This window comes from Paraburkholderia sp. JPY465, from assembly GCF_050436725.1.
GTDB lineage: Bacteria > Pseudomonadota > Gammaproteobacteria > Burkholderiales > Burkholderiaceae > Paraburkholderia > Paraburkholderia youngii.
The window spans coordinates 1,530,620-1,542,831 of sequence record NZ_JBNDMT010000006.1; the positions used below are offsets into that span (position 1 = coordinate 1,530,620).

A 12,212-nucleotide genomic window follows, 5' to 3' on the forward strand; every position below is an offset into this window, starting at 1 on the left:
CCATGCGAAGCCATGCAAACGCAAGACGTGTGCCATCCTTCGAATTGTGACGCTCGCGATTGCCGACGTACCGTTGTGCTTAACGTCTACGAGTTGGCTCACATATTGCAAACGATCCGCAGCGTCGATCGTTTGCGATCAGAAAGGATGGGATTGCGCGATCACGGTGCGTCTTCGATCCGTCTCGGGGCATGAACTGACCAATCGGGTTCATCCATTACGTGTCGTGGCGCTTTTCGACATCGACGATTTCTTGCTCATGAACGACACACGGAACATGCCCGTAGCAGAGAACCGCGCGCGTCAATCGCTTGCCACGCATGGCCGCTTTGCCTACCGCCCTATCACCGACAGTGACGCGTTCCGCTGGCCTGGCGACACCGGACTCGCGGTCTATCTTGGCTTCAACATCGAGCACTTTGCGTTCGGCGAAGGCCTCGGTGCGGCACTCGGTCCGCTCTCGCCGCAACCGGATGTGCTGAACCATAGCTGGCGCGAGTACGGCAATCGCGTCGGCGCGTGGCGCTGCATTGAACTGTTCGATCAGCTCGCGCTGCCCGCGGGCACGCTCATCAATACCGCGCTCTACGACCACTGTCCTGAACTGATCGAGGCTTGCGTCGCGCGTGGCGATGAACTGATCGGCCACGGCCACACGAACGCGCACCGGCAGAGCGACCTCGACGAAAGCGGTGAACGCGAGCTGCTTTTGCATTGCTACGAACGGATCGCGGAAGAATCCGGTACGCCGCCGCAAGGCTGGCTGTCGCCGTGGATTTCGGAGTCGCATCTGACGCCCGATCTGCTGGCCGAGACCGGCTATCGCTACACGTTGAACTGGTGTCACGACGACCGCCCCGTACGAATGGCCACGCGTGGCGCGCCGCTGTGGTCGATTCCGTATCCGCAGGAACTCAACGATCTGCCGATGATGGTGGGCCGTCACATGGACGGCCGCGCGTTCGCCGACATGATCGTCGATCAGTTCGACGAGATGCTCGAACAGGCGAATCGCGGCGCGCAAGCGCAAGCGCTGGTGATGGGCATCGCGCTGCATCCGTATCTGGTCGGACAGCCATACCGGTTGCGGCATCTGCGCCGCGCGCTCGAACATATCGCCACGGCGCGCGCACGAGGCGATGTGTGGATCACCACTCCTGGCGAGATCGCGAGTCATATGGACGGTCTGGAGCGGGCCGGCATCGTGCGCCCGGCCGTCGCATGAGCGCGAAAGCCGGCGCGGCCACCGCGAAGAAAAACGCCGGTGACGACACGGATATCAACGCACGCATCTATCAGTCGATCTTCGACGGCGTGATGAATCATCGTTTGATTCCCGGCACGAAGTTACCGGAGCCCGAACTGTGCCAACTGTTCGGCGTGGGCCGCGCGGTCGTACGTCGTGTGCTGGAAAAGCTCGCCTATGACGGCATCGTCGTATTGCGGCCGAACAAGGGCGCGGTAATCGCCGAGCCCTCGCCCGAGGAAACGCGCGAGATATTCGAGGCGCGGCGCTCAGTCGAACGGACGCTGGTAGAGCTTGCCGTGCAGCGCGCGAGTGCGACGGACATCAAGGCGCTGCGGCAACAACTCGCGAGCGAGCATGACGCCATGCACCGCTACGACCAGCCTTCGTGGGCGACGCTCGCCAGCGGCTTTCATATGCGCATCGCCGCGCTGGCCGGCAATTCGATCCTGCAGAATTATCTGAAGGAACTGGTATCGCGCTGTTCGCTGATCGTCGGGGTGTACGAGCCGCCGGGGCATGCGCCGTGCGAGCACGCCGAGCATGCTGCGATTGTCGACTGCATCGAGGCGCGCGACTCGGCGGGCGCAATGGGGCATATGGAAGCGCATCTGCGCGATCTCGAAGAACGCATTGAAACCTCGCGAATGCGCGGCGAGAAAAGCCTCGGCCAATTGCTCGGCATCATTGAGCACGCGACTACGAACCAGGCGGCCCGACATGGAAATTGATTTCGAAGCGATCACCGAATACCAGCGCTACAAGCTGATGGCGAGCCTGATCGTGCCGCGTCCGATCGCGCTCGTCACCACGCTCGGCGCCGACGGTACGATCAACGCCGCGCCGTTTTCGATGTTCAATATGCTCGGCGAAGAACCGCCGATCGTGATGATCAGCATTAACCGCGCGGCGGACGGCACGCTGAAGGACACGGCGGTCAACATCGTGCGGACCGGCGAGTTCGTCGTGCATCTCGCCGACGAGACGATCGCCGAAGAAATGCATCGCTGCGGTGAAAGGCTGCCGCCCAACATCAGCGAACTTGTCGAGGTCGGCTTGACGCCGGTGCCGAGCTCGTGCGTTGCGCCGCCGCGCATCGCCGAAGCGCCGGTTGCGTTCGAGTGCACGATATGGGAGACGCTGGAGACCACCACCCGGCAGATCTTTATTGGCCGCGTACATCGGCTGCATGCGCGCGACGGGTTGATCGACACCGAAACGTGGCGCGTGCGTTTGCAGCACTACTTTCCGGTGGGCCGTTTCGGCGCGAGCGACTATGTGACGACGCGTGACCGTTTTACGTTGGGTTGACGCTGACGTTGACGCGTATGGACCACAAGCGTTAGCCCGTTCAGCGATCAACGCGCGTATAGACGCGCTTGCGTTAGCTGGCGAATCACTGCGTCTGGACCTTGTGCGTAGGCCGCCACGTAGGCGAACCTGAACGGCCCGCGTGAACCAGCACGCGGGAAAGAACCCACGCGCCGATCCATCACACGGTGAGCGCGCGGCCATCGCTGCGCGGATCGTGCGCGCCTGACACCGCGCCGTGCGCATCGATGCGTATCACACCAGGGTGACCCGCCAGCGGACTCTGCGTCGGGATCGCGCTCACCTCGTGGCCGCGCGCGGCGAGCGCCGCGAACACGTCGGCGCCTGCGTCTTCTTCGAGCTTCAACTGCATCGCGCGTGTCGGAGAACGTCTTGCCGAGCAGAAAACGCGGACGGGCGAGTGCGGTGAGCGGGTCCATCCCGTAGTCGATCAGCCGCGTGAGAATGGCGGCGAGCGTTTGCGGCTGACCGTCGGCGCCTTGTGTGCCGAACAGCAGGTACGGGCGGCCGTCTTTCAGGTACATGCCGGGGTTGAGCGTATGAAAAGGGCGCTTGCCCGGCTGCACCGCGTTGTGATGCGCGGGGTGCGTGCTGAACGACGCGCCGCGGTTGTGCCACAGAATGCCGGTATCGCCCGCGACTACGCCGCTGCCCCAGTCGAAGTAGACCGTTTGCAGCACGCTGACGCTGCGGCCCTGGCTATCCGTCGCGCCGATGAACACCGTGTCGCCCGGATGGAACACGTGTGGCCACTCGCGCGCTCGATGTGGGTCGATCGAACGAGCATGGGCGTCGAGCGTCGCGGGCGACAGCATCTGCTCGACGGGCACGGTGTTGAACTCGGGATCCGATACGAAGCGGTCACGGTCGACGAACGCGCACTTCACCGCTTCCACCAGCAGGTGATAGTAATCGGCACTCCCTTCGCGAATCGCGCCGATGTCGAAGCGATCCAGCGTGCCCATGATTTGCAGCGTCGTCACGCCTTGCGTAGGCGGACGCAGGCTCACCAGTTCGCCGCCGCGATACGCGACCCGCAGCGGTGCTTCGTCGCGCGCGCGCGTTCTCGCGAGATCGCTCGAAGTGAGCGGCGAACCGGCCTGCTGCAAACCGCGCGCGATGCGCTCCGCCAGTTCGCCTTCATAAAACTCGCGTGCGCCGAAACGGGCAATCCGCTCGATGCTCTTTGCCAACGCCGGTTGTGTGAAACGCTCGTGGACAGCGGGAATCCTGCCGTGCGGAGCGAAGGTTGCCGCAAAGCCCGGCAACGTATTCAGTTCGCCGACACGCAGGCTTTGCCAGAAATGCTGCGACGGCGTGACGGGAAAGCCGTCGCCGGCATAGTTGAGCGCGCGGTCGAACAGCGACGACCACGACTGTGTGCCGCCCCATGCGCCTTTGCTGATCTCGTATGCGTGCTGCCATGCATCGACGGTCGCTGCGGTGGTGAGCGCGGATGCCGCGCCGCGCAACGGGATCGCGCCGTCGAACGCGGGCAGTTGCGCCGGGGCCTGGCCGATGCCCGACAGCGTGCGCAAGGTTCCCTCGCGGTCGCCGATTACCCAGAACGCGTCGCCGCCGAGTCCTGTGAAATGCGGATACGTCACGCACAGCGCGGCACCGATCGCGATAGCCGCTTCGATCGCATTGCCGCCGGCGCGCAACACGTCGCGTCCGGCCTCGCTCGCCAACGCGTGGGGGCTGGTGACCATGCCGCCGGTCGGGCCGGCGAGTCGCGTGTCGCGCATCGATCGCTGCTCCGTTACAGGAGACGAGCCGCGCGTGAGCTCGTCGGAGTACGGATTATATGTTCACGGAGCGCATCGAAAAAAATCGATGCCGATCTGCAACGCTCTCGATAGAGAGGAGCACGCAGCACATGTCGTTTCAGTGCGAAGTGCTGCCGGATCGGGCACGCATAGGGACGCTCGGCTGCGAACAGCGACTCGATACCGTGGGTTAGTCATACGACGCCCACCTCATGAAAGACAGTGCGCGGTACTATCTTCGTCGGCCCGTCACGTATACGCCTGTCCCATGGAACTGAAGCAGATCCAGTACTTCATCGCGCTTTTCGAAGAAGGCACCGTCACGCGCGCCGCCAGGCGGCTCAACATCGCGCAACCGGCGCTCAGCATGCAGATCGCCAAGCTCGAAACGGAGATTCGGCAGAAGCTCTTCGAGCGGGGGCCGCACGGCATGGCGCCGACCGAAGCCGCACGGTTGATGTACCGCCTTTACACGCCGATCATGCGCGACATCGATCACGCACGCGAACACCTGAGCCGTCGCGATGTCATCGTGACGGGCCGCGTGTCGCTGGGAATGGTGTCGTCGGAGGCGCAGAGCGTATTGCCCGAATCGCTCGCCCGATTCGATGCGCTTTTCCCGCAAGTCGAAGTCTCCGTCGCCGATGGCTTCAGCGCGCAACTGATCGACGCTGTCGAATCGGGCCGGCTCGATGCCGCCATCATCAACAAGCCGCGCGGACGGCTGACGCTCCACGTAGAACCGTTGCTGGTGGAGGAAATGGTGCTGGTGACGAGCGTGGAGCACGGCCCAAAGCTGCCCGACGAGATCGATCTCACGCAGCAGTCGGACATCGAATTCGTGTTGCCCACGCGCCGCAACGGCCTGCGCGGCGCGCTCGATGCCGCGCTGATGGCGGCTGACGTCGTCATCAAGCCGAAGTTCGAGATCGATCTGCTCAGCACCATCGTGCAGTTCGTCGAGCAGAGCGGTGTCGCGACCATCCTGCCGCGCGTCGTCGTGCAGGCGAAAGTGGAGGAAGGGCGCTTGCGCGCACGCACGATAGCGTCGCCGCCGATCGTGCGCCACATCATTCAGGTCACGCATCCGAAGCGGCCGATCGGACCGGCCGCCCAGGCGCTCATCACGATCATCACTGATGAGATAAAGCGCGTGACGACGGGCGTTGTGGGAAAACAGGCGCCTTAGCGGCCGCGTTCCAACGGTTCGCGCGCACGGCTCGGAACGTCGCTGCGCGTGCCGAACAGCGTGTCGCAGATCGGGAACGTGAGGTTGAAGTTCTGTGTCGCCATCACTTCGGGATCGTGGTGTGTGGCGTGCAGGCGCCGCACTGTGTTGACGAGTGGAACGCGGTCGAGCAACGGGCTGTCGGTGACGTGTGAAAGCGTATGCAGGCCCTCGTACATCAGAAAGTACGCCGCCATCGTGAGCAGCGCAATGTAGCCTGCATTGCGGGAGAATACGAACCCAATCACGAGCGCGAACGGCACGGCCGCCAGCACGAACGCAACCGGCGCAAAAGGCGGAAACAGCAGCGCGCGCCAGTGACGGTGGCCCTTGTATTCAAGCGTCACATGCGTGAAGAACCGGTGATGGACGGCGCAATGGCGCTTATAGATCATGCTGAAATACTTCGTCGGACGATGCAGCACGTAGCGGTGCGCCGCCCATTCCGCCCAGTTGCCGAACAGAAAGAGCGGAATGACCGCCAGCCATTCGGCAAGCGTCGGTGCATGAAGCTGCATCAGGCAATACACGATCACGCCGCCGGTGAAGAGCAATGTGAAGCCGAGGTGCATTTCGCCGCGATACCACCATGGCGTGGCATTGACATACTCGTCACGGAACTTGTAGGAACGCGCACGAACGTCTTCTTCGTATTTCATCGATGTCTCCGGCTATAGTGAAAGGCGTGCGCCGGTTGGCGTCCGCCGTTACGTCCAATGACTCAGGGTCGACTGCGCGCGCAACCGCCTTCGAGCTTGCCGAGCGTCTCGGGCACCACGAACGCGCCCACGAGAAAGATCACGCTGATCGCACCGACGAAGATCGCGAGCGTCGACGGCAACTGACCCGCGTCCTTCGCGACGAGGGAAACGAAGGTCGGCATCATTCCGCCGATCGCGAAGCCGATGTTCCACGACAGACCCGTGCCGGTCGCGCGGATCGCGGTCGGGAAGCGTTCGTTCAGGAAGATCAGCACGGGCGCATAGCCGGCGCTGCCGAGCGCGGAAAGCAACACCGCGTAGACGCCGACCATCGTGATGCTTTGCGCCGTGGGCAGCAGCAGGAACAGCGCTGGCATCGCGATGAGCCGGATGATGCCGATCCAGATAAACGCGCCCTTGCGTCCGATGAACGTACTGACGTGCCCTGCCGCGACCGAAGCGATCACCACGGCCACGCTGCAGATCATCAGGATCGCGGCGGCGGCGCCGTTCGGCGCATGACTCACGACTTTCAGGAAGGTAGGCAGATAGCCTGACGTGAGGTAGTAGCCGCTGCCGCCGCCGATAGTCAGCAGCAGATTGACGAACAGCACGCCGCGATATTCCCGCGAGAACAGCGTGCGGATCGGCGAGCGCGCCTGATCGGCGTTGACGATCTTCTTCTGTTCAGCGGCTTTCGCAGCTTTTTCCGCGGCGAGCTTCTTCCAGAGCGGCGATTCTTCCAGACCGTTGAACACGAAGAGACCGAGCACCGAACTCAGGATGCCTGTGAAGAACATGCAACGCCAGCCCCAGGCGTCGAACGCATCGCCGGGAAAGACCGCGGACATCGCCAGATACGTGAGCGATGCGAGCAACGCGCCGAGCCCGGCCCCACCCCCACCGATGAGACCGGACACCGCGCCGCGATACTTCGGCGCGACGGATTCGGTGCCGATCGTATGCGTCGACGCCACCACGCCGCCGACGAACACGCCCTGCACGAGACGCAGCAGCAGAAACAGGACCGGAGCCACGAGCCCGACCTGGGCGACCGTCGGCAGCGCGCCGAAGGCCGCCGTCGAAAGCCCGACGCCGACGACCGCGACGATCATCGCACCCTTGCGGCCATGACGGTCGGCATAGGAGCCGAACAGCGCGGAACCGAGCGGGCGCATCAGCAGCGTCACCGCGAAGGACGCGTACACCGCCGCGAGCGAGAGCATCGCATGTTCGGACGGAAAGAATAGACGCCCGACAACCGGCGCCACATACAGCAATACGAACAGGTCGAACAGGTCGAGGGCCCAGCCGAAGCATGAAGCCATCACAGCGCCCATCACCTGGCGCTGATTGACCGAAAGCACGGTGGCCCCGTCTTGCGCTGCTACAGACATTTGCATCTCCTTTGTGTCACAGGCGCGCTTTGTTGGATGCGCGCTCTTGTCGAGGTTGAAAAACCGTCAGTGCGCGGAGGCGAACGGCGATGCCACGCTCGCCCGTCGCTGGGCGACCATCGCATCGGCGATCTTCTCGGCGATCATGATGGTCGGTATGTTCGTATTCGCCGATGGCAGTCGCGGCATCAGCGATGCATCCACGACGCGCAGCCCGCGCGTGCCTCGCACGCGGCCTTCGGTATCGGTGACCGCGTCGAGGTCCAGCGCGCCGCCCATGCGGCACGTGCCGCTCGCGTGCCACACGCCGAACACGTTCGCGCGGATGAAATCGGCGAGCGCGCGCTCGTCGTGGATCAGCGAAGGCATCTGCAGGCCGCGCGTGAAGAAGCGTTCGATCAGCAGACGCCGCAGCGGCGCGGGCGTATCGAGCAGCACGCCGAGGATCGAAGTCAGAAGCGCATTACCTTCGCCGACCTTGCTCAGCGCTTTCACGCGCGGTGAGAACGCGGCCGGGAAGAAGTCACGTGAATCGCGGCCAAGACCGGATGCGTCGACAACGCGCGCCAGCATCCGCACGCCGGCGGCGAGCCGCTGCAAATCGCGTTCGTCGTCGAGCAGATTCAGATCGACGCGCGGCGCAACGGCCGCATCGGGCGATGCCAGTTGCACGCGGCCTCGCGAATACGGCCGATTGCACCAGAGGAAAAAGAGGCCGAGCCGGTTGCCGAGCGCATGCCACGCGGCGCGCGTCGCGCTCGACAGATACAGGTCCGACTCGTCGCAGCCCGCGACGCCCGAACTCATGCGCGCGGCCATCATGCTCGCGCGGCGGCGCGCGAGCGGCATGCGAAAGCGCGGCTCGAGAAAATGACAGAAGGTGAGCGACGGATGATCCTGCAGATTGCGTCCGACGCCTGGCACGTCGGCCACACACGGAATACCCATCGCCACGAGTTGGCGAGCATCGCCGATACCGGCGCGCATCAGCATCGCGGGCGACTGCAACGCGCCCGCGCTCAGCACCACCTCGCCCGCATCGAAACCCACGCGCTCGCCGTTCGCCGCGATCGCGACGACACCGTGGGCCGTCGCGCCTGCCATCACGATGCGTTCGACGCGCAGATTCGAATAGATGCTGAGGTTCGGACGCTTGCGCGTGGCTTCGTCGAGATAGGCGATGGCCGTCGACACGCGCTTGTTGTCGATGTTCGAGAATGCGCCCGGAAAGAAGCCGTCGCCGAATTCGCCATTCTGGTCCTGAAGTTCCGGCAAGCCGTTCGCGCGCAAACCCTTCGCGAATGCATGGCAGAACGCCGGCCAGTCCTTGGGCATGATCCGGCGGATCGGCACCGGTCCGTCGCTGCCGTGCAATTCGCCGCCGGGAAAGTTCACGTCGCGTTCGAGCTTGCGAAAGTACGGCAGCACGTCGCGCCATGACCAGCCTTCGGCGCCGTTCGCGGCCCATTCGTCGTAGTCGCGCGGCAGGCCGCGATTGGCCGACTGCACGTTGATGCTCGAGCCGCCGCCCATCACGCGGCCCTGCTCGTAGACGCGCGGCGCGGCGTGCTGCGTGGCCTTCGCTTTCAGATCGGGCCAGATGTACGCGTCGCCGCAGAAGACAGGCATCGGATAGCTGTCGAGAATCGCCGCGGGCACCGCGCCCGGCGGCGTATCGGCGCCCGCCTCGATCAGCGCGACGCGCACCGACGGCGCCGCCGACAGTCGATGCGCGAGCACGCATCCGGCCGAGCCGCCGCCTACGATCACGTAGTCGAAGCGATTCATCGCGTTGTCTCCTCTTGTCTCGTCCGCCGCGCGGCGTGTCAGGTATCAGCTGCCGCGAAACACCGGCTTGCGCTTGCCATGAAACGCTTCGACGCCTTCGCGGAAATCGTCCGACGAGCGCAGACGGCTATAGCAATGGCCTTCGAGTTCGATCGCGATCGACAAGGGCGCGTCTTCCGAATCGTTCAAGAGCTTCTTCGCGGTGCGTTGCGCGAGCGGCGAGAATGCGCGCAGTTCGTCGACGAGCGCGTCCGTCGCCGCTTCGAGTTCGGCGTCCGCGACGAATTCGACCGCGATGCCCCACTCGTACGCCTGCTCGCCAGGAATGCGGCGCGAGCGCATCACGATGTCCTTCGTTCGGCCGATGCCGACCATCGACTGCAGACGCGCCGAGCCGCCCGAGCCGGGAATCTGGCCGAGCTTCTGCTCCGGCAGCGCATAGAAGGTCGTATCGGTGACGATCCGGAAATCGCACGCCAGCGACAATTCGAAGCCCACGCCGAAGCAGAAGCCGCGATTGGCCGCAATCACCGGCTTCGAGCAGCGCGCGGGCGCCGCGATATTCCACGCGAGCTTCGACACGTGTTCCGGCGATGCTTCCAGAAAGCCCTTGATGTCGCCGCCGCTCGAAAAATGCTCGCCCTTCGCGCGCACGACGATCACGCGCACGCGGTCGTCCTCGTCGAGGGCTTCGAAGACGGCGCGCAACTGATCGCGTGCGTGCATCGAAATGACGTTGAACGGCGGGCGATGCAGGATGATGTCCGCGCGCTCGCGCTGCGCGTCGATTTCGACCGAGAAGCCGTCGAGGTCTTGCAGCAGTGTCTGGCCGCGATGGTTGAGATCACTCATTGTGTTACTCCTTGGTGGTTTCTGTAGGTTGCGCGGCCTGGGCGTTCGAATCGGGCGTGTACTCGCCCGCTTGCAGCTTGCGGCGCAGAATCTTGCCGACCGGCGACTTCGGAATGTCGTCGACGAACACGTAATCGCGCGGACGCTTGAAGTTGACGAGGTCCGACTGACGGCACCATGCATCGAGCGAGTCGGCATCGACGTACTCGCGGCGCTTGATGAATGCGACCACACGTTGCCCCCAGCGCTCGTCCTTGACGCCCGCGACCGCGACTTCATCGACGGCGGGATGCAGCGACAGCACCGATTCGATGTCCACCGGTGAGATGTTTTCTCCGCCGCTGATGATCATGTCGTCGACGCGGCCCGTCACGTACAGATCGCCGTCGCGGTCGAGATAGCCCGTGTCCCCGGTGAAGTACCAGCCCTCGCGCAGGCACTTCGCATTCGCGTCCGGACGATTCCAGTAGCCTTCGAAGGCTTCGTCGCCGAGCAGGTCCACGATGATCTGTCCTTCTTCGCCGGCTTCGGCGATCTCGTTGGGCGAGAGGGCATCGAGCTTCACGACGCGCAGCCGCGTATTGATGCCCGCGCGGCCCGCGCTGCCGGGCTTCTTTGTCGCGTCCTGGTCGATGCTGAACGTGTAGACCTCGGACGAGCCGTAGTGATTGACGAAGAGCTCCGGCTCGAACGCGGCCGAGAGGCGCTTGAGCAGGCCGTCGTTCATCGGTGCGCCGGCGAAGCCGAGCTTTCTGACCGACGACGTGTCCGTGCTCGCGAACGCGCTGTCGGCGAGCAGATCGTGATAGAGCGTCGGCACGAGATAGAGGCAGGTGAGCGCGTGCTTCGAAATGCAATCGAGCGCGAGCTTCGCGTTCCAGCGCCGCACGCAGACGAACAGGCCATCGACGAGCGCCATCGCGAGCAGCGAGCGCACGCCCATCGTGTGATAGAGCGGCATCACGCCGAGCGTGCGTTCGCCGCGCCTGTAGAGGTTCTGCGCGACGTGCGCGAGCGCGCCCGCGCGTTCATGCCGATGCCGGCGCGGCACGCCCTTGCCTTTGCCCGTCGTGCCGGACGTATAGAGGATCAGCGAGATGTCGTCGGCGGTGGCGTGCGTCGTGTCGGTCACCTCTGCACTGCGCGTTCGTTCGACGATGAGCGCATCGAAGGTGGTGGTGCGGCCGGGCGCATCGTCGAGTCCGACGCGCGGCACTTTTTGCGCGGCGGCGCTCTGCGCGACGGAATCCGCGCTGACGGGTTCGTAGACGATCGCCTTCACCCCCGCGTCGGTCACGCAGTAGTCGACTTCTTCCGGCTTCGCCCGCCAGTTGAGCGGCACGATCACGATGCCCGCGAACTGTCCGGCCCAATGCAGCGTCGCCATTTCCCAGCGGTTTTGCAGTACGACGAGCAGCCGGTCGCCGTGTTCCAGGCCCAGTTCGCGCAGGCCATCGGCGACATTGAGGATCATGCGATGCCACTGCGCGTAGGTCAGTTGCACATCGCCGTCGACGAGCGCGAGCGCGTTCGGACTGCGCTCGACGCTTTGCAGGAACGTACGTCCGAGATCAAGCATGTTCGGCCTCCTTCGCGCTTGCCTCGGCCCGGCGGCGCGCCGCCACGTCGAGCACCGCGGCCACGATGGGCGTGTAGCCCGTACAGCGGCAGATATGACCCGAGAGCATCTCGCGCACCTGCTCTTCGGAAGGATCGGGCACGCGCCGCAGATAATCCGCGCACGACATCAGAATGCCCGCCGTGCAAAAGCCGCATTGCAGCGCGTGATGCCGCTGGAACGCCTGCTGCAGGTCGCCAAGCGTCTGATCGGGCGCAAGGCCTTCGACGGTATCGATATGCCGACCGTCGGCCTGCACCGCGAGCATCAGGCACGAGCGC

Annotated in this window: 10 protein-coding genes and 1 pseudogene; 4 read left to right on the plus strand and 7 right to left on the minus strand. The window is 64.4% G+C overall.

Features of this window, described 5'->3' with window-relative positions; translation table 11 throughout:
• The first annotated feature begins 259 nt into the window (after positions 1 to 259).
• The 3 genes from QFZ94_RS40400 to QFZ94_RS40410 are packed head-to-tail and all read left to right on the plus strand — an operon-like array spanning position 260 to position 2,557.
• Positions 260 to 1,225, plus strand: a complete 966-nt coding sequence (locus QFZ94_RS40400) for a polysaccharide deacetylase family protein (RefSeq protein WP_410848474.1) — start codon at positions 260 to 262, stop codon at positions 1,223 to 1,225.
• The gene (locus tag QFZ94_RS40405; protein WP_429463587.1) at positions 1,222 to 1,977 is read left to right on the plus strand and encodes a GntR family transcriptional regulator; all 756 of its coding nucleotides are present in this window, start codon (positions 1,222 to 1,224) and stop codon (positions 1,975 to 1,977) included. The genes QFZ94_RS40400 and QFZ94_RS40405 overlap by 4 nt, the downstream gene beginning before the upstream one ends.
• Positions 1,967 to 2,557, plus strand: a complete 591-nt coding sequence (locus QFZ94_RS40410; RefSeq protein ID WP_429463589.1) for a flavin reductase family protein — start codon at positions 1,967 to 1,969, stop codon at positions 2,555 to 2,557. Before QFZ94_RS40405 ends, QFZ94_RS40410 begins: the two co-directional genes overlap by 11 nt.
• Positions 2,558 to 2,738: 181 nt before the next feature.
• Here the strand turns inward: QFZ94_RS40410 and QFZ94_RS40415 are convergent.
• Positions 2,739 to 4,326: pseudogene (locus tag QFZ94_RS40415) on the minus strand (gamma-glutamyltransferase family protein).
• A gap of 289 nt (positions 4,327 to 4,615) precedes the next feature.
• Between QFZ94_RS40415 and QFZ94_RS40420 the strand changes: the two are divergent.
• Positions 4,616 to 5,536 (plus strand): LysR family transcriptional regulator, encoded by a 921-nt coding sequence (locus tag QFZ94_RS40420; RefSeq protein ID WP_368581584.1) that lies wholly within the window; start codon positions 4,616 to 4,618, stop codon positions 5,534 to 5,536.
• Here QFZ94_RS40420 and QFZ94_RS40425 read toward each other — a convergent pair.
• The 6 genes from QFZ94_RS40425 to QFZ94_RS40450 form a co-directional block, all read right to left on the minus strand.
• Complete coding sequence (locus QFZ94_RS40425; protein ID WP_176368557.1) at positions 5,533 to 6,234, minus strand: sterol desaturase family protein; 702 nt, start codon at positions 6,232 to 6,234, stop codon at positions 5,533 to 5,535. The two genes, QFZ94_RS40420 and QFZ94_RS40425, sit on opposite strands and share 4 nt — an antisense overlap.
• 62 nt (positions 6,235 to 6,296) lie before the next feature.
• Positions 6,297 to 7,673, minus strand: coding sequence for an MFS transporter (locus tag QFZ94_RS40430; protein ID WP_429463592.1), 1,377 nt, complete (start codon positions 7,671 to 7,673; stop codon positions 6,297 to 6,299).
• Positions 7,674 to 7,739: 66 nt separating this feature from the next.
• Positions 7,740 to 9,461, minus strand: coding sequence for a GMC family oxidoreductase (locus QFZ94_RS40435; protein WP_429463594.1), 1,722 nt, complete (start codon positions 9,459 to 9,461; stop codon positions 7,740 to 7,742).
• A gap of 45 nt (positions 9,462 to 9,506) precedes the next feature.
• Positions 9,507 to 10,313: an enoyl-CoA hydratase/isomerase family protein gene (locus QFZ94_RS40440; protein WP_176122116.1), complete on the minus strand. Its 807-nt coding sequence runs from the start codon at positions 10,311 to 10,313 to the stop codon at positions 9,507 to 9,509.
• A gap of 4 nt (positions 10,314 to 10,317) precedes the next feature.
• Positions 10,318 to 11,892 carry an AMP-binding protein gene (locus QFZ94_RS40445; protein ID WP_429463596.1) on the minus strand — a complete coding sequence of 525 codons (1,575 nt, stop codon included), beginning with the start codon at positions 11,890 to 11,892 and terminating at the stop codon, positions 10,318 to 10,320.
• Positions 11,885 to 12,212: (2Fe-2S)-binding protein (locus tag QFZ94_RS40450; RefSeq protein ID WP_429463598.1), on the minus strand; the 328-nt coding region annotated here is incomplete at its 5' end. The genes QFZ94_RS40445 and QFZ94_RS40450, both read right to left, overlap by 8 nt.

Coding starts and splice junctions, on each gene's coding strand:
- QFZ94_RS40430 (WP_429463592.1), bottom strand. CDS start 7,673: ATGTCTGTAGCAGCGCAAGACGGGGCCACCGTGCTTTCGGTCAATCAG.
- QFZ94_RS40410 (WP_429463589.1), top strand. CDS start 1,967: ATGGAAATTGATTTCGAAGCGATCACCGAATACCAGCGCTACAAGCTG.
- QFZ94_RS40445 (WP_429463596.1), bottom strand. CDS start 11,892: ATGCTTGATCTCGGACGTACGTTCCTGCAAAGCGTCGAGCGCAGTCCG.
- QFZ94_RS40440 (WP_176122116.1), bottom strand. CDS start 10,313: ATGAGTGATCTCAACCATCGCGGCCAGACACTGCTGCAAGACCTCGAC.
- QFZ94_RS40425 (WP_176368557.1), bottom strand. CDS start 6,234: ATGAAATACGAAGAAGACGTTCGTGCGCGTTCCTACAAGTTCCGTGAC.
- QFZ94_RS40400 (WP_410848474.1), top strand. CDS start 260: ATGAACGACACACGGAACATGCCCGTAGCAGAGAACCGCGCGCGTCAA.
- QFZ94_RS40405 (WP_429463587.1), top strand. CDS start 1,222: ATGAGCGCGAAAGCCGGCGCGGCCACCGCGAAGAAAAACGCCGGTGAC.
- QFZ94_RS40435 (WP_429463594.1), bottom strand. CDS start 9,461: ATGAATCGCTTCGACTACGTGATCGTAGGCGGCGGCTCGGCCGGATGC.
- QFZ94_RS40420 (WP_368581584.1), top strand. CDS start 4,616: ATGGAACTGAAGCAGATCCAGTACTTCATCGCGCTTTTCGAAGAAGGC.